This is a genomic window from Myxococcus sp. CA056 (assembly GCF_013336715.1).
Lineage (GTDB): Bacteria > Myxococcota > Myxococcia > Myxococcales > Myxococcaceae > Myxococcus > Myxococcus llanfairpwllgwyngyllgogerychwyrndrobwllllantysiliogogogochensis.
Genome location: NZ_JABUMT010000001.1, coordinates 655,008 through 672,508, shown reverse-complemented (window position 1 = coordinate 672,508; position 17,501 = coordinate 655,008). Strand labels below are relative to the sequence as shown.

Annotated in this window: 12 protein-coding genes and 1 tRNA gene; 4 read left to right on the top strand and 9 right to left on the bottom strand. The window is 68.0% G+C overall.

Annotated elements, in window-relative coordinates; translation table 11 throughout:
* Positions 1-18 precede the first annotated feature (18 nt).
* A complete protein-coding gene (nhaR, locus tag HUA76_RS02725) occupies positions 19-918 on the bottom strand; it encodes a transcriptional activator NhaR (RefSeq protein ID WP_141645528.1) in 900 nt (299 codons plus the stop codon).
* Positions 919-1,039: 121 nt separating this feature from the next.
* Between nhaR and HUA76_RS02720 the strand changes: the two genes are divergently transcribed.
* Positions 1,040-1,834, top strand: a complete 795-nt coding sequence (locus tag HUA76_RS02720; protein ID WP_174459919.1) for a sigma-70 family RNA polymerase sigma factor — start codon at positions 1,040-1,042, stop codon at positions 1,832-1,834.
* Positions 1,835-1,921: 87 nt separating this feature from the next.
* Positions 1,922-1,994, top strand: a tRNA-Phe gene (locus HUA76_RS02715).
* A gap of 391 nt (positions 1,995-2,385) precedes the next feature.
* Here HUA76_RS02715 and HUA76_RS02710 read toward each other — a convergent pair.
* Positions 2,386-6,210 carry a DEAD/DEAH box helicase family protein gene (locus HUA76_RS02710; RefSeq protein ID WP_174459918.1) on the bottom strand — a complete coding sequence of 1,275 codons (3,825 nt, stop codon included), beginning with the start codon at positions 6,208-6,210 and terminating at the stop codon, positions 2,386-2,388.
* Between the two features lie 76 nt (positions 6,211-6,286).
* Positions 6,287-7,906 (bottom strand): LVIVD repeat-containing protein, encoded by a 1,620-nt coding sequence (locus HUA76_RS02705; RefSeq protein WP_174459917.1) that lies wholly within the window; start codon positions 7,904-7,906, stop codon positions 6,287-6,289.
* A 491-nt stretch (positions 7,907-8,397) separates the two neighbouring features.
* Here HUA76_RS02705 and HUA76_RS02700 point away from each other — a divergent pair, with 491 nt between their 5' ends.
* Positions 8,398-10,146 (top strand): hypothetical protein, encoded by a 1,749-nt coding sequence (locus tag HUA76_RS02700; protein WP_174459916.1) that lies wholly within the window; start codon positions 8,398-8,400, stop codon positions 10,144-10,146.
* Here HUA76_RS02700 and HUA76_RS02695 read toward each other — a convergent pair.
* From HUA76_RS02695 to HUA76_RS02670, 6 genes are all read right to left on the bottom strand, one after another.
* Positions 10,075-10,917 carry a glycosyltransferase family 2 protein gene (locus HUA76_RS02695; RefSeq protein WP_217439205.1) on the bottom strand — a complete coding sequence of 281 codons (843 nt, stop codon included), beginning with the start codon at positions 10,915-10,917 and terminating at the stop codon, positions 10,075-10,077. The genes HUA76_RS02700 and HUA76_RS02695 overlap by 72 nt on opposite strands.
* 66 nt (positions 10,918-10,983) lie before the next feature.
* On the bottom strand, positions 10,984-11,733 hold the full coding sequence (locus HUA76_RS02690) for an NTP transferase domain-containing protein (protein WP_174459914.1): 750 nt from the start codon (positions 11,731-11,733) through the stop codon (positions 10,984-10,986).
* Between the two features lie 28 nt (positions 11,734-11,761).
* Positions 11,762-13,924, bottom strand: a complete 2,163-nt coding sequence (locus HUA76_RS02685) for a lysylphosphatidylglycerol synthase domain-containing protein (RefSeq protein WP_174459913.1) — start codon at positions 13,922-13,924, stop codon at positions 11,762-11,764.
* Positions 13,921-14,466: an HAD family phosphatase gene (locus tag HUA76_RS02680; RefSeq protein ID WP_217439204.1), complete on the bottom strand. Its 546-nt coding sequence runs from the start codon at positions 14,464-14,466 to the stop codon at positions 13,921-13,923. The genes HUA76_RS02685 and HUA76_RS02680 overlap by 4 nt, the downstream gene beginning before the upstream one ends.
* Before the next feature lie 172 nt (positions 14,467-14,638).
* Complete coding sequence (locus HUA76_RS02675; RefSeq protein WP_174459911.1) at positions 14,639-15,172, bottom strand: hypothetical protein; 534 nt, start codon at positions 15,170-15,172, stop codon at positions 14,639-14,641.
* Between the two features lie 337 nt (positions 15,173-15,509).
* Complete coding sequence (locus HUA76_RS02670) at positions 15,510-16,712, bottom strand: C39 family peptidase (protein WP_174459910.1); 1,203 nt, start codon at positions 16,710-16,712, stop codon at positions 15,510-15,512.
* Between the two features lie 222 nt (positions 16,713-16,934).
* Here HUA76_RS02670 and HUA76_RS02665 point away from each other — a divergent pair, with 222 nt between their 5' ends.
* Positions 16,935-17,477 carry a hypothetical protein gene (locus tag HUA76_RS02665; protein WP_141645510.1) on the top strand — a complete coding sequence of 181 codons (543 nt, stop codon included), beginning with the start codon at positions 16,935-16,937 and terminating at the stop codon, positions 17,475-17,477.
* Positions 17,478-17,501 lie beyond the last annotated feature (24 nt).

The window sequence follows — 17,501 nt, the reverse complement described above, 5'->3', positions numbered from 1 at the left end:
CCTTGAGCGCCGGAGGGCTCACACGCTGAAGATTTGAGAGCGCGCCGCCTCGGCGATGGCGACGACGGCGGGGTGGCGCAGGCGGCGCTCGACGGTGATGGCGTAGAAGCAGGTCTCGATTTCGTCGGTGCGGCCGATGACGGAGCAGTTGTACTCACGCTCCATCTGCGCCTCGATGACGGAGGGCATGGCGAAGACGCCGTGGCCGCTCTGTCCAAAGGCCTGGAGCAGCGCGCTGTCGTCGAAGTCACCGGCGATGAGGGGGCGCAGGCCCTGTCGCTCGAACCAGAGGTCCAGCGAGCGGCGCACGGAGGACTCGTCCGAGGGCAGCAGCATGGGCGCGCCGTCGAGGGAGCGGGGGAAGTCCTTCTTGAGATGCCGCAGACTGTCGGCGGCGAAGAAGGACACGCCACACTTTCCGAGCAGGTGGTTGAAGGAGCGGACGCTGACGGGCTCGGAGCTGGGAGCGTCGGCGAGCACCACGTCCAGCTCGTGCAGGGCGAGCGAGGCGAGCAGCTGAGGCAGGGGGCCTTCGCGGCAGATGATGCGCAGCGACGGGCCTGCTTCGAGCGCGGGCTTGAGGAGCTGCTCGGCCACGAGCTTGGGAATGACGTCGAGGATGCCCACGTTGAGGCGGAGTTGTTGGCCGGGGGGCAGGCCAGCGACCACGTTCTTCAGCTCGTTGCCCAGGCGGAAGATTTCATCGGCGTAGCGCATGACGGTGCGCCCCACGTCCGTGAGGACCAGCTTTCGGCCCTGTCGCTCGAAGAGCTTGTGGCCCAGCGACTCCTCCAGCAGCTTGAGCTGGCTGCTGATGGTGGGTTGAGCGAGGTGCAGTTCTTCGCCCGCCTTGGCGATGCTGCCCGCCCGCGCGACCGTCCAGAAATACAGGAGATGGTGGTAGTTGAGCCAACTCATACCCATAGAGATAACCTATGGGTTGCGTTCAAACTACCTAATTTTCTTAAGAAAGGTCCTGGCTTATCTCTACGTGCATTCGGGGGCGAGTTCATCGCCCCGAAGAGACCGGAGGAGGTCCATGGAAGCCATCAACGTGAGCGTGTCCTGTGAGTCGCCTGAGCTTGTCGTGGTCGACGAGGCGGTGGAGGCGCGGGTGCGAGAGCACCTGGTGCTGGTGGAGCGGCTGGCGTGGAAGTACCGCTGGACGGGGTTGCCGCTGGACGAGCTGGTGGCGGAGGGCAACGTGGGGTTGATGGAGGCGGCGGGTCGGTTCGAGGAGCGGGGGATTCCGTTCGGGGCGTACGCGAGCCAGTGGATTCGGGCGCGCATCCGGGCGTACGTGGGCCGCAACTGGAGCATGGCGGGCGGGCGGGCGCCGTGGGTGGTGTTCCAGCTTCGGCGGGAGCGGGCGCGGCTGGAGGCCCGGTGGGGGGAGGGGCACCCGGAGGTGATGCGCCGGCTGGCGGACGCGCTGGGGAAGAAGGAGGAGGACGTGGCCCGAGCCACTGAGTCGTTGGCCAGGGACGTGTCGCTGGACGCGCCGGTGACGCCGGACGGGGAGGTGACGCGGCTGGAGGTGTTGGAGGGGGAGGGTGAGTCGCAGGAGGAGGTGGTGGACCGGGCGCAGTGGGCGGCGAGGCTGCGGGCGAGCGTGGAGGAGGCCTGGCCGGAGCTGGACGCGAGGGAGCGGGCGCTGGTGGAGGAGCGGATGTTGGCGGAGGAGGCGGCGAGCGCGGAGTTGCTGGCCCGGCGCTTCGGGGTGACGGCGGTGCGCATCCGGCAGATCGAGCAGGGGCTGAGGGCGAAGCTGAAGAAGAGGCTCACCGCGAGTCTGACGACCTGGGACGCGGAGGCGATGCCTCGTGCCGCATGACGAAGGGAAGGGGCGCCGGGAAAAGGGTGCTTGACGGCCCTGGGAAGGGCTCGATATGAGAGCGCGGCCTCTCGCGGTGACCCGTACGCCCAGGTAGCTCAGTCGGTAGAGCAGGGGACTGAAAATCCCCGTGTCGGTGGTTCGATTCCGCCCCTGGGCACACAGAGTTGAAAAGTTTGGGGCCCTGGACTTCGGTTCAGGGCCCTTTCTTTTTGGCCTGGAGGGCCCACGCTGACAGGGCCCCCCAGGGTGTGCGTGCCGACGTCCTAGTTACAGGGCGCGCCGCAGACGCCAGCCTCACGGGCCACACATTGGGGCGTGTTGAGGCAGGGCAAGCCATCGCCCGTGCAGCAGCCGATCAACGCCTCGGACTCGACCGGTGGATTCGCGGGTGGAGCCGAGGGGACGAACAATCCCACCGCGAGGGCGAAACTCAGGACGACTCCCGAAACGAGCTTCAGCATCATCTGGGGCTCCTTGGGTTGAGAGGCATCTGGAAGGGTGCTCTCAATGGGGCTTCAATCCAAGACGCCCTCTGTCGATGGAGCCGTTCATATGTTGAGCGTCCATCGGTTTGTCTGTTCATCCCACTGCGCGCTTCCCCGGTACAGCCAGGGGGCCAGAGGTGCCTCTCGGCTGAAGACGAATGCGGTCTCTCCAGGTCTACGGTCCGCGATTCGCGACGCCATGACGCCGAGCGCCTCGAATTCGTCTTCTCCCGTGGCGATGAGGAGCAGGTGGCCTTCGTGTCGTCCTGTCTTTGGGACGGCGCTCAATCCAAATCGGCCCATGAGCTGCTCGTCCGTGAGTTGTGCTCCTGGCGTAGGGCCCACGCTTTCGGGTGTCACGACCTCCACCAGCAGGGCGATGGGCATCAGGCCCTCGGCTGCCTGTGACGTGGCGTAGCTTGGATTGTCGGACCTCAGGACCCAACGGCCTTCGTCCTTCGCGAGCCTCTTCACTTGATAGGCATACCCTGCGGCGTCGGGGACCTGGATGAGCGCCACCCTGCCTTCCATCGCCTGGAGTGAGAGGTCGCGCGCGTAGCGCATCACCAGCCAGTCGCCGTTCCGGATGGGCCGCTCTCCTCCGTTCATGGAGTCGCCAGTGGCCCTCACCGCGAACAGCCCGTCACCCTGTGCCTGGATGGGAAGCCGGACATGTTCCGCCTCGGGTGCCTGCTCCAGCGCCAGTACATGGCTCGCGGCCCCCGCCGCGGCGCGCAGGGTGGGGAACGCGACACAGCGCACCGCTCGCTTGAAGGGAATCACCTCGGCCTGTATGGGCTCGACCGACCAACCCTCTGTTCGTGGCGTGAAGCGCACTCGAAATGCCGTGCCCCGCTTGCCAGCGGCGTCGCCGAACCATTGCGTCAGGAGCTTCGGGAGCTGGTTCTCCTCCGTCCCAGATGGCCTCGCGACGTTGACGGCGATCTTCACGAAGTTGAATCGCCAGACGGCTCCATCCGGAACCCTGACGTCGGTGAGGCCACTGGGAAGGTCCGGACGCTGCTGTCGCTCGGGCAGCTTGAGAATCGGGTGGCGCCCGTTGGTGATGACCTGTGCCTCGAAGGCTGTCCCTGGAGCCTGACTCTGGACGAGCCGGCGACGACGGTATTGCGCCAGTCGGTACTCGACCAGCTCTCGCGTCATCTCCTCGAAGGCTGCTCGTGTGTCCTCGGACACCGTGAACCGGGGCACGAGCCTGTCTCCCTCGATGCGGAACCACCTGCCGTCCTGTGTCCACTCGGTGACCGGGTTCGCCGTCCAGAACGCGAGGAACTTCGATGCGCTCGGCTCCCGTGGGTCATCCAGCGTCGTGACGCCATCGAGGTCCTGGAGCAGCTCGGGCGAACGCTGGAGAATGGACAGACTCCGGTGGGCCAGCTCGGACAATGACAGTCCTCCCCACAGTGCCTCCGCTTCGAGCAAGGCCTCCAGCAACACCAGCTTGAAGCACTTGCTCATGGGCGTGAGCTCGAGGTTCCGGAACCAACCCGGGTCCTGCTTCAGGGTGCGTGCCTGTGCTTCGGTCAGGTCGCGCTCCGCTTCCACGAAGTGGAACCAACCCGCGTACTCATCCCGCTTGAGCAAGGAGGCGGGGGAGTAGCCCGAGCGGTAGAGTTCTCCGATGGTCGGACGCTGGCCGCGCACGGTCCTCAGCTCGCGATACATGCGCGCGACATCGGTTTCGCCAGGGGCCAGGAAGTGTTGAAGCAACTGCTTGGCTTCCAGCGCGACCTGCACGGAGCAGCCCGGAGGGAGCTCGGGTTGCTTGCCTTGGACCAGGAAGTCCCTCAGCGAGACGGAACTCCGGCCCAGTGCCAGCAGCGTGCGCACCCGGTCGAGGAACATCCGATGGTTGCCCACGAAGTCGATGACGGTGACGCGCTCCTTGCCGTCGTGCTTGCGCAAGCCACGGCCCAGTTGCTGAAGGAAGACCACGGGTGACTCGGTCGGTCTGAGCAGGACCACGCGGTCGATGCTCGGCACATCCACCCCTTCATTGAAGAGGTCCACCGAGCACACCGCGTCCAGCGTGCCGTTCCCCAGTTCTCGCAAGGCCTGCGCCCGGTCCGCGGAGTCGGGCCCCGAGTACACCGCCGCCACCCGCACGCCCTGCCTGCTCAGCCACTGCTGGACGCAGTTCGCGTGGGAGACGGAGACGCAGAACACCAGGGTCCTGCTCGCCGCGTGCTCCTCCCAGGCGCGCCACAGCGTCTTCATGCGCGCTTCCGTCTGAACCGCCTCGCTCAACGCCTCCGGGTCGAAGCTCCGGCTGCGCCACGGAATGTTCTCGTACGGAACGTCGTCCTTCAGCCCGAAGTAGGCGAAGGGCGCGAGCAACCCTTGCTGAATGCCTTCGCCAAGGTCCGCGCGGTAGGCCAGGTGGTCATCGAACAGCCCCAGGATATCCCCGTCGTCCGCTCGCTCGGGCGTCGCCGTCAGGCCGAGCAGGAACGCCGGTTCGAGACGCGAGAGGATGGCCCGGTAGCTCGCGGCGGCGGCATGGTGCACCTCGTCCACGATGACGTAGTCGAAGGCCGCCGCTTCTCGCAGCGCCTGGAGTCCTTCGGGATTCGAGAGCTTCTGGACCGAGGCGAACACCAGGTCGCCCGCGAGCGACGACTTCGCTCCGACAAACCAACCGAAGCGCAGCGACGGGAACTGGCGGCGGAAGGTCTCCGCGGCCTGGACGAGCAGCTCCTCACGATGGGCCAGGAACAAGACGCGCGGCTTCTCGGCTCGCTCGTCACCGAAGGCCGCGACGTCCAGCGCGGCGAGCCACGTCTTGCCGAGTCCCGTCGCGAGCACCACGAGTGCTCGGCGGCGACCTTCTCCGCGACTCGTCCTCAACGCGAGCAGGGCTTCCTGTTGGAGGATGTGCGGCTGGCGTGGCGGGAGCGCGGGTTCCTGCTCCACGGGGGCGACGACGCGTTCCATGATTCGTGCACGGCGGGCGTACTGCTCGACCCAATCCGCTTCCAGGGGCGAGGCCCTTTCCCACCACAGCTCGAAGGCGTCGACCACTTCGCTCCAGGCCTTGGGGTCCCGGTCCTGCTCGACGCGCAGGTTCCACTCGATGCCTGTCTTCAGCGCGGACCGGGAGATGTTGCTCGAGCCCACGTATGCCACCGCGAGCCCCGGGCCCTTGAAGCGCCAGGACTTCGGATGGAAGGACGACACACGCGCCTTCTCCACTTCCACCACGCGCGCCTCGAAGTGTCCCCGGGCACCGCCTTTCAGGACCGTGTCTTCATCCATCCAGTCCAGCAGGCGACGCAGGGCCTCCGCCTGGGTGATGGTCAGATAGTCGCCCGTGAGGATTCGCACCCGCGCTCCTCGCGCCAGGGCCGCATCCACGGATTGCCGCAGCACCTCCAGCCCGCTGTCCTGAACGAAGGCCGCGAGCACCGCGATGTCCAGCGCGCGAGAGAACAACGGCTCCAGGTGAGTAAGGAACGGGTCCTCCAGTCCACCCGTGGCGAGTGGCTTTGTCTGAGCCGCCAGATAGTTGCCCTTGCCCGGGATGACGTGACGGATGCCCCCGCGCGCGTCCGCGACGTCATCCTGGAACCTCGGGATGACGTGTACATGCAGATGGAACACCGTCTGCCCGGCCGCCACGCCCACGTTGATGCCCAGGTTGTAGCCGTCCGGTCGCAGCTGCGTGTCCAGCCCCCGCTTCACCTCGTCCACCAGCTCGAAGAGGGCCCGCTGCTCCTCGGCCGTGGCGTCGAACCAGGTGGCCACGGAGCGGCGGGGAATCACCAGCGTGTGCCCGGGACTGACGGGAGAGCCATCCCGGATGGCGAAGGCGAGCGTGTTCGAGGCGACCCACTCGGCTTCGGGAATCAGCAGGAAAGGGGAGGACACCTCGCCACCCTATCCCAGCCACTTGGTTCTTCAGGACGGACCTGGCGTGTGGAGTGACATCGCCTCGCGGAAGGACTCAGAGCTCGTTGAAGATGAGCAGGCCGCGGGTCGAGTCCACGACGTACACGTAGCCGTCTCCTGGGACGCGGATGCCCATGGCGCCTTCGACATTCCAGTCACCTCGGTCGGGGTCGGACTCGCGGAAGGTGTTGAAGTAGGCGATTTCGCGCGGGTTGGTCGGAATGGAGACGTCCAATACCCGCAGCCCCTCCTGGTAGTAGGCGATGTAGAGCCGCTTGTCCTTGAGGATCATGTTGTGGATGGAGGCGTGGAAGCGGAGCTTGTACGTGCCGATGAGCGGGATGTTCGTGGGGTCCGTGACGTCCAGCACGCGCAGATGGGTTCCCTGTCCTTCTCCACCCTCGAAGGCGATGGTCCTCCCCGCGAAGGTGCCCACCGCGCCCGCATGGCTCATGGACGAGCTGTTCTCGGTCTGGAAGGTGTATGTGCCCAGCTCGCGCGGACTCATCGGGTCCTTCACGTCGAAGACCACATAGCCCGAGCTGAAGTGGTTGATGTAGAGCCGGTCCTGGTAGGCGAAGGCGTCGTGCGCCGAGGGGATATAGGACGTGGTGTCCGAGACGACGATGCGGTTGAGCAACGTCGGGTCGCGCGGCGTCGAGATGTCGAACACGAGCGTCTCCCCGGTGGGCGCGGGCCCGGGCGACACGGCATACAGCCTGTTGCCATCCACGAAGAGGGTGTGGACGTTGATGGGCTCACCCCCCGGCACATTGCGCACGAAGAGGGGGTCCGCGGGGTTGGAGATGTCGAAGACGATGACCCCTGAGTTCCTGCTGGCCACGTAGAGCGTGTCGTCCTTCGTCCACGCGGCGTTCCAGAACGAGTCCCCTGGCAAGGTGATGCTCTTCTTGAGGACGGGGTGGCTCGGGTCGCTGACGTCGAACACCGCGAGCCCACCCTCTGTCCCCGCTTCGAGGCTGGTGGACACGACGTAGGCGTGCTTGTGGGCGACGTAGACGTCCACATGGAGCCCGTTCTGGGGGACATCCGATTCGGAGATGAGGCGCAGGCCGCCCGATGACTCGCTCTCCCCTCGTCCCCACGTCATCCGCGCGGCCTCGAAGGTGCCCCAGGAGGCTTTTCCATTGGCGCAGCGGGCGAAACAGCCCGTCACCATCCCAGATGGCTGAACGCCACACCCGACGATGACGGTCTGCCGGACCAGGTTCCGCAGGGTGTAGCGTGACGAGAACTGGAAGCTTCCAGTCACCTGCTGACGTGTGAGGGGGCGGCCCTCCATCGTTCCCGTGCTGCCGTCCGGCGGAATCCGGACGCCAACGAAGTCCGGATAGCCCGCGACGTTGCGCACGTCCACCCCATAGATGCCGTGCGCATCGAGGGTGGAGAGCGAGGCGGTGTCACACTTCGACAGGTCGAAGAGCGATGGCGAGTCGCAGTCGACGATGGAGCCCTGCACCCCGGTGAAGGTGCACGGTGCGTAGGGGCCCCGGTCGACCCAGTCCGTCGTCTCCACGAGCGGCGTGTACGTCCCGTCCCAGGGTTCCACGGGAGGAGGCGGTGGCTCCGCCGGCCCCGGCTTGTCGGAGCAGGCGAAGCACAGCAAGGCGCAGCCAATGACAACCGCACGGGGGGACAGTGAACCGAGGGCCATGCGAGGCTCCTATCGGGAGGCGAGGTCCGGAACGGACGCCGCACGCGAAGGGAGCGATTAGCGCAGGATTGCCCTTCGGGTCTGTATGGCAATGCCCTTAGCCCGGCGGGATGGCATTCACTGGACAAGGATTGTTTGACCTCCGGACCAGGAGGTGCTCACCGCGCCGGAGGCTTCACCCCAATCACAGACCCTCCATGGATGCGGCGGCGATTCGCGGGGCATGGCCGCCAACGTGGGATGCCCGCGCGTGAGGCCGCCCGCTTGCCGCGCCCATCCCAGCGAGCGCCTCCGCCCCCGTCAGGAACATGGCCATGTCAGGCGCCGTGATTCGCCGGCGGACAGGCAGGCGAGGAAGCCCCTCCTGCCGAGGTGCCGTGCCTCCCGGGAAGTCCCGCGAGTCGCCTCGGCACTCGTTTCGGGATTCAGGTACGGTCGGCCCGTTTCAGCAATGGCGTGGCCGTCGACAGCGGCCCGGAGGGTAGAGCGCGATGGTGGTGAGAAGCGAGGCGGGACCGACAGACTCGACCCGACAGGGGCGCCGGTTGCCGCCAGGGATGGGCCAGGTCCTGCTGGCCCTGCTCGCGGGCGGCATCGTGTTCGGGGGCATGCGGCTGACCTGGCCGTCAGGTCCCTTCCCCCGGTTCGAGCGACACGTGCTCCAGACGAGCGACATGTTTCTCGCGCTCGTGGTGGCGGTGGGCACCTTCATGGTCGCCTGGTCCTTCAGCCAGGGCGCCCGGCGGGAAGACCCGGTCTCGGTCCGCCATCGGTGGCGCCTCTTCCTGGGGCTGTGGGCGCTGTTCGCCCTTCCCCTGCTGCTGTGGTGGGTGGGCGAGTGGCCCGGCCATCTGCACAGCGATGCACGCCAATCGCTGCTCATCTCGTCGCTGCTCCGCGTGGAGCCCTGGCTGAGCACGCTCTGGAGCATCTGGGTGCAAGGGATTCACCGGTCCACCGGTCAATTCCCCTTCCTCTCCCTCTTCTGCGTCGTGGGCCTCGCCGCGCTGCTGGCGGACTTCTTCTCCCTGCTGCTGCACCTGGGGTTGTCGCGACGCCTGGGCGGCGTCTTCATCGCGCTCGTGGCGACGTCCATCCCCGTCGCCGTGCTCGTCACCAACCTCTCCCATGACGCCCTCAATGCGCTGCTGCGGCTGGGAATCGCGCTCATCCTGCTGCGGGTCCTGTCGCGGAAGGTGCTCTCCGGACAGTCCGGCGTCACGCCCGTGACGTTGCCCTCACTGGCGCTCCTCACCGGGGTGGCCACGTTGCTGCGGGGCGACAGCTTGGTGCTGTTCCTCTATGTCCCCGCCGTGCTGCTCCTGTCGCGGCAGGTGCGCATCGGCGCCGCCGTGGTGTTGTTGCTGGTCCCGGTGGCCATCAACCAGGTGTTCCGTCGCGTCATCGAGCCGCGATTGATACTGAACGGGCCCGAGCTGGCGGAGCGGTATGCGGTGTCGCTGCTGCTCAACCCGCTCGGGTTCATGGTGGTCAACAAATACGTCACCGCCACCCCAGAGGAGGACCAGGCCACCATCGAAGCCGTGGTGACCTACTCCTGCCTGCGGGACCGCTACATCCTCGAGGAGTCCCCCTGCTACTGGAGCGACCTGCGCGCTCCCATCACGCCCGAGAAGATTGTCAGGCTGCGCGCCCTCGTCCTTCGCATGGCGCGAGACAACCCGGCGCTGATGCTCTCCAACCGGCTCATCACCTTCGCGGGCACACTGGGCCTCAGCCCACGCGCCTCCTTCCCCGTCATGGACTTCCGGGAGACGGTTCGTCCCGAGGACCTCTACTCCCCCAACGGCGCGGAGTTGCTCCGGCGATACGGGTTGGAGCACTCCAAGGCGCCCCAGGCCCTGGCGCGTGTCACCCACTGGCTGCGCGATGCGAGCCTCCCCTACGAGCATGGACGCTGGCTCTACTTCCCCTGGAATGGCCTGCCAGCGCTCCTGCTCACGTTGTGGCTGGTGTCGCGGTGGCGCACCCTGCCCGTGTCGGCGATGGTGGCGGGCGCCATCCTGGCACCCGCGGGTCTCGTCTTCATCGCCGCGCCCGCCAGTCACCCCTCCTACGTCACGGACCTCTGGGTGTTTGGCTACCTCGCCGTGCCGCTGGCCTGGTTCGAGGCCCGCGTCCTGCGCGCGAAGGCCGCTTCCCGGGCCTCAGCGGCTGGGGAAGGCGGGAGCGCGGGTGCGGTCGACGTGGCCCCCGCTCACCTGAGCCACCACCGTTGAGGTGTATGGCCGTCCGGGACGGCTGCTCCAGTCCTTCGCGAGGAAGGCCTCCGGGCGCCTCGCGAACTCCAGCGCGATGCGGCCCGTCTGGAGCGACTGGCGCACCATCCGCACGTTGCTCACCTGGTCCTCCTCGCGCCAGCTGAGCGGGAAGAAGCCGAAGCGCGAGCGCCGGTGGATGCCCGCCAGCAGCATGTGGATGTTGAAGGTGAGGCTGTCCGGAAAGCCCAGGTAGAAGCGGGGCTCCAGATAGCGGGCCGAGTACAGGTTGAGACCCGAGCCCAGGTCATGGACGCGGTGGCGCGCCGCCGCGGAGAACAGCAGGTTGAAGACGTGGTTGCCCAGGGTGCGCACGTGCGAGTAGCCCTGGAGCCGCGAGCCGCGCATGAAGCGGCTGCCCAGCAGCGAGTCCTGCGCCCGGTACGTCCCTTCGTCCAGGTGGGGCACCAGGTCGTTGATGTCCGCCTGGTCGTCGCCGTGGAGGACGACCACCTGGTCGAAGCCGTGCGCGAGCGCGTACTCGAAGGCCACCTTGTGGGAGCCGCCCAGGTTGTAGTTGTCGTCGTTGACGAGCACCTTGCCCGGCAGATGGACCAGCTTGGACAGGCCCGTCACGGCGGCCTCCACGCCGTTGTCGCGACTGCCGTTGTCCACCACGATGATTTCGGCGAAGCGACGCTGGAGGGCTTCGCCGAAGCGGGCGAGCACCCGGGGAATCTGCCGCTCGCAGTTGTACATGGGGATGAAGACGAGCATGCGTTCGGCGGCCACGAGAATCTCCTTCGAGGGATGAGGTGCTGCGACGCGGGAGCTGCCTGGCGGGCCCCTTCGCGCCATTCAAGGCACGGTGGGGCCCTGGGCCTCGTACTGGCGCAGCTCCTCCGGGGTGCCAAAGGAGGCATAACGGGAGACGCGCGCGGAGCGCACCGTGCCTCCGGCCTCCAGGAGCAGGTTGTAGAGCAGTGACAGGTAGTACTCCCGCATCCCCTCCGTGATGGGCCGCTCCATGAGGTGCTGGCCCGCGGTGAGGAAGTGGCGCTCGGTGGCGAAGAAGTACGCGCCCATGATGGCCGCATCGGAGATGACCACCTTCTCCGCCGTGCGCACCACCTGGCCCGCCTCGCTCTTCGCGTAGCTGTAGCGGGGAAGCTGGGAGGGAAAGGTGAGCAGGCCGCCCGTCAACGTCGGGTCCTCCCCGGAGAGCGCGCCGCGCACCAGCTCGCGGTAGGCGGGGCTGTCGAACCACAAATCACAGTCCATCACCAAGAGGCCGCGCTCGCCCGTCATTCGCCCGGAGGCCGCCAGGGCCGTCTCCACCGCGCCTCGGGTCATCTCCTCCAGAATCACCACGTCCAGCCCAGGGATGGCCTCGCGCAGCAGCGTGGCCAGTTGGAACTGCTCCTCGTGGGGTCTTCGCACCACGGCGGTGTGCACCACGTCCAGCCCCCAGTCCGACAGGCTGGAGAGGGCCTTGAGCACCATGGGGATGCCATCCACGGGGATGAGGGGCTTGGGCGTGGTGAAGCCCGCATCGGCGAAGCGCGAGCCGAGGCCCGCCATGGGCAGCAGGACGTGGAGCGGACGCATGAGGGCGGGGACCTTTCCGGAAAGACGCTCAGGCCAGACGCTTGCGCGAGGGGTCCTCGCCCTGGAGCGGACTGGCGGACGTCTCCGACGCGTACTGGTCATTGAACTGGTTGAAGAGACGCACGGCGGTGGCGAAGAAGGCGGGCAGGCTGCTCGGGTTGATGCGGGCCCGGTAGGTGAGCATGCGGCAGTAGTGCACGGCCTCGTGGAAGAGCACCGTGCGGCGCACCTCGGGCGGCAGCGTGGTTTCGAAGCGCCGCTGGAGGTGGAGGTACAGCTCCGCGTAGCGCGAGGACATGGACTCCTCATACTCCACCACCGCGCCCTCCACCTTCGCGCGGGAGACCTGGCAGAGGAACTCGTAGCCGGAGTGCAGCGACTGGCACAGCTTGCCCAGGTCCACCACCGGGTCGCTGATGGCGTTCTCGTTGTTGGGGTCCAACACCAGGAAGTCGCCGTCCTCCTTGCGGACGATGAGGTTGTCCACCGTCAGGTCACCGTGGATGGGGGTCTGCCGCATGCTGGCCAGCTCCGCCAGGGCGCGCGGGTTGGCTCTCAGCCGCGCGAGGGCCGGGCCCATGTTCTCGTAGTGCTGACCGTTGATGCAGAGCGTGTCGTGCGCGAGCAGCGCGGCCAGCGTCGGGCTCAGGGCCGCGGCGTCGTTCACCTTGGCCACGACCTTCTCGCGGAGGTAGCGCTCCAGCATGTCCGGCTCGTCGCGGCGCTCGGCGTGCTCGTAGAGGTGCTGGTCCACGAAGTCGAGGACCCGGTCCAGCACCTGCTTGCCGCGCTCCACATCCTCGGAGTGGATGAACTGGAAGAAGGGGACGTACTCCTTCCGGTACTCCAGGTCGAACGCGTAGTAGTCCTCCGTGCGCAGCTCCCGCAGGGGCCGTGGCAGGTGGGGCAGATGGCGGCGGGACTCCAGCCAGTCGTGCTGCGCCTTCAGCTTCTCCAGGTGCTGGGGCAGCGTCACCTTGCGCACGCGCAGGCCTTCACCGTCCCAGACCAGCAGGGTGCTCGCGTTGGAGCCGCCCTTGAAGGTGTGCACCATGCGGAAGTCGCCGCGCAGCTCGCCGGTGGACAACACGTGGCTGAGCGCCTGTCCGGAGAAGTACTCGTCCAGGAAGTGGCTGAACTCACGACTGATGTCCGAGTCGCGGTGCAGCTTGTTCTTCAAGGGCTCCAGGGCGACGGGGGCATCGGCGGCCTGCTCGCGGCCGCGCTGCAGCAGGAAGTAGAGCCCCACCGCGGAGAAGGGGCCGATGAGCACCGCCCAGGACACCAGCGACAGGCCCAGCGGGACGCCGTCGATGCCCAACATCCCGCGCGCCAGCTCGGAGAAGTAGTAGTGGAAGGTCCCCAGGAAGCCCGGCCCCGACGGCACGCCCACCGCGAGGTAGGCGGAGACGGCGGTGCCCAGGATGGCGAGGGCCCCGTGGCCCGGCGCGAAGCCGTGGGCCAGCGCGGCCATGGAGCCCAGGTAGAGCACCCACATGCCCATGGAGGTGACGACGAAGCGGCCCAGGCGCGCGGAGCGGAAGATGACGTGGGTGCCGTAGATGATGGACCAGAGCACGAAGCGCGTCCGGTCCTTCAGTCTGTCATTGAGCAGCGCGGTGAAGGCGCCGACCGCGCGCAACATGCGGCGGTTCTGCGTGAAGAGCAGCCAGGCGAGGACGGCGACGGCGACGCTCGCCGCGCCCACGCCCATTGCCAGGCGCAGCATCAGCGCCGCCGCTTCAGGGGCCTGCGCGCGTGTCGCGAGTCCGACTCCCACCGCGCACAGCGCCAGCACGAGTCCATCCACCGCGCGCTCGAAGAGGATGGTGAAGAGCACCACCGCGCGGCTGATGCGCATCTGCCGGCCGATGAGGTGCGCACGCACCAGCTCACCGAGCCGGAAGGGGAGCAGGGCGTTGAAGAGGAAGCCGACGGAGAGGCCGGAGAAGAGGATGCGCCATGTGGTGGGCCGCACCACCCGCAAGAGCCGCTGGGCGTTCTTCGCGCGCAGGACGTGGGCCAGCCCCTGGCAGAGCACGGCGAGGGGGATGACCCACACCGCCAGGGTGCTGTCGGGCACCCACTGACCGGACTGGTGGGACCCGTCGACGAAGCGGGAGAGGAAGGCGGCGCTGACGAGCAGCCCCACCGCCACCAGGGCCAGGCCCCAACCGCGAGCATGCTTCAAGGGGCCTCCTGGACGCGGACCACGGTGATGCCCGCGGCCTCGGCCGCCGCCACGCCACTGGCGCTGTCCTCGAAGGCGAGGCACTGCGCGGTGGGCACGTCAGCCAGTCGCGCCGCGCGGAGGTAGCCCTCCGGATGGGGCTTGGGGTGCTCCACGTCCTCGCCGAAGACGGTGACGTCGAAGAGGTGGGCCAGGTCGAAATGCGCCATCAGCGCGCGCGCGTTGGTGGTCGCCGCCGTCGTCACCAGCCCGGTGACATGGTGGGCGCGCACCGAGCGCAGCAAGCCGATGAGCGGCAGGTTGGGGCGCACCTGGTCGAAGGACTCCGGATAGAAGCGGGCCTTGGCGTCGCGGACCCGCACGGCGGCTTGTGTGTCCAGCTTCGCGCCCACCTCGCGCACCATGGCGTCGAAGCGCAGGCCGAAGGCGCGCTGGTAGGCCGCTCGCTCCAGATTGAAGCCCTCCTCCGCGAAGGCTCGCCGGTACGCGACGAAGTTGGCCTCCTCCGTGAAGAGGAGCGTCCCATCCATGTCGAACAGCATGCAGCGGATCATCGACTCCCCGACGACGTGGCCTTGACCTTCGGGCACGCAACGCAAGGCCAGATACCGGGCCCCTGGCGTGAAGGCAAGGTTGGGCCCTTTGGTTTTCGTGGGCCTGGAGTCCTCGGGGCAGGGGCGGGGCCTGTGCTTCCGGTGCTTCCTCGCCCGGTGCTCACCCGGCCGGCGGGGCGAGCGAGGGAGGGGCCGACGCTCGGTGTCGCCACAGCCAGCGAAAGACAAGCAGGTGCCCGAACAGCGCCGCCTGGACCAGGACCACCGGCAGCCAGATGAAGGGCGCGGTGGTGATGACGGTGTTGCGCGGCGTGGCCTCGAACACCCGGGCGAACGGTGGCGATGCGAGCACCGCGATGGCGACGATGGTGAGCAGGAGCACCAGACCCGCCGTGTTCCAGGCTCCCACGAGCGCGCGGGGCGCTCGCCCCCGGTGGATGAGCCAGGCCATCACCGGCGCCGTCAGTCCCGTGAGGATGTCGAAGTTGAGGCCCTCGAACGTCATCTCGACCGGCGCGATGCCCTCGCGGTGCAGCGCCCAGAGCGCCACCTCCACCGCGACGCGGAAGACCTGAAACCCCACGAGGGCCTCCAGCGACAGCCCGAGCACCAGTCGCTCGCCAAACCTGGAGCCCGCGAGCACGAGCGTCAGCACCGTCGCGGGCAGGATGACGCCGAACACTGCGGGCGGCATCGGCGAGCGCGCCGCGCGCCGCGAGCACGCCACTCGAGCCCAGCACGAAGGCGACGACACCCACGGACAACGCCGTCCAGCGCAGCGTCCCACGTGGGGTCTCCCCGAGTCGCCGCCCCGCGTGCCAGGTCGCCACCACCAGGAGGCCCGCGACGGTCAGGACCAGCACCACGAAACCGCTCGTGACGACCGACGACGGAGCCTGCATGGTGGTGTCTCCCGAGCACTCCTTCTAGCTCGACCCTCCGTGGCGCGGCGAACGGGGACGGGGTTTCTTCGACGGGGGCCCGCTCCACGCCGGCTGGGGTCGAGGCGCCAAGCCCTCGATGCGGCGCCACTACAACGCGGGCACCGGCCAGCCCCGCGGGTAGATGAGATAGGCGGTGCCTCCCGAGCGTGACAGCCACAGCGGCTCCAGCTCCGAGCGGAAGTAGGTACGACGCACGACGGTGTCGCTGGCGCCGGCCGGGTCGTTCACCACGGGGTTGCCGGTCGCGTCGAAGCCCGCGAGCACCAGGAGGTGGCCCGCGGTGGAGGGAATGGGAGCGCCGGTCAGCTCGCCCTTGCCCCACGCGACGCTGAGGATGGCCGGCACACCGGCGGAGAGCCACGGCTCCAACTGGGCGAAGCTCGTGAAGCGCGCCACGTGGGCCTGGAAGCCCTGGCGGGCCGCATATGCCGTGTTGAACGGCCAGTTGCCGTGACCGCCGTAGTACCAGTCGTGGGTGCCGCTGACCGCCGCCCGCACACTCGACTCGCAGCCACCGGTGTCCTGCAACCAGTACTTCAGCACCATGGCCGTGGACGTGGGGCTGCACCAGACCTCGCCACCATCCGGGTAGACCATCTGCGAGCACCGGGGCACGTCGAGCACCTGGTTCCAGCGAGCGGGGTTGCCAGCCGGGACGGTGGGCCTGGCCTCCGGCGAGGTGGAGAAGGTGAGGGCGCTGGCATGCAGCGTGGGCGTGGCCACGCCGTCCGCGCTGAACAGCCGGGTCTTCACCTGCCACGCGCTCGCGGCCGACTTCTTGGCGGTGACGAGCAACGTGTCGATGGAGACCCTCGCCACGGTGTCCGCCTGCGAGTCCACCGAGTGGCGCCGCACCGTGGCGCCCTCCGAGGCCCACACGCCCAGGCTGAACCACTTCGTCCAGGCACCCGCCACCTGCACGCGGACGAAGGTTTCCACCCAGGTCCCCGTGGGCGTGGTGGCCTCCCAGGAGGCGATGGCCTCGCGGAAGCCGAACGCACTGGTGATGATGGGGCTGGTGGCCTCGCCTTGAACGAACGAGCCGCCGTTGTAATACGTGCCGCCATGGTAGCCCCCGGGTCCGTACGGGTCCGTGCCGGCCCAGGCCTGACCTGGAAAGAGCTGAAGGGCGCCATCCGCCGCCCTGCTCACGCCGCTGAGTTGCCAGGTGACGAAATCGCCCCGGCTCGCCGCCCAGCGAATGGAGGCGCTCTGCCCCGCGGTGGCCATCGCCGGTACGAGCGCGAGGGCGATGAGCAGCACGAGCACGGCCGACCTGCACTCCCTCATGACGCCTCCTGGGTATCCTGGTCCGGCATTTATTGCCTGTTTGGGCGCCGAGCGCATCCCCAGGGCCCTGGGGGCCCCAGGTGATGTCTGGATTTGAAGCAGGGGTCCTGGGGGTGACGGTGGCTGCCTCCGCAGGGGAGGCGAGCGGACGTCAGCGTGCGAAGCCGGGTGCACTGGAGGCCCGGGGCGGGGTAGAGAGGGGGCTCGGAGGCGTGAAAAGAGATGGACGCGAACGCAGTGGCGGAGCTGGAGAAGGCGGGCGTGAGGGTGGACGCTCCGGACCGGCTGTTTGTCGCAGTGGAGTGGGAAGACCAGAAGCACGTGGTTCCCGTCGGCGCTCGCGCCCAGGTGCGGGCCGGCGAGGTGCTCACGCACGTCACCCTCCAGCCCATCTCCAAGCTGTGGACCGGTGACAAGAAGCCCCCCAGCTTCGCCAAGACCCCGCCTCCCGAGTACCACCCCTTCTTCATCCTCATCGAGGCGACCGCCGCTGGCTATTGCCGCGCCGTGCGCAACACGGAGACCGACCAGGAGTTCGAGCGGCTCTACCGCCACCTGGCGCGCCGGCCCGACGGCACCGACCGCAACCCCCTGTTCTCGTACCTCCAGGGCGCAGCCCGGCTCTACATGTCCCTGCGCGACGTCAGCCAGGCCGAGTTCGAGGCCGTCGTCCTGCGCCTCCACCAGTCCGCCAAACACCACCAGACGCACGTCGGAAGCATCAACTACTTCCAGGACGTGCTGCGCGGCGTGCTCGGGGCCTGAGCTTCACCCGTCCCGCCGCGTAGG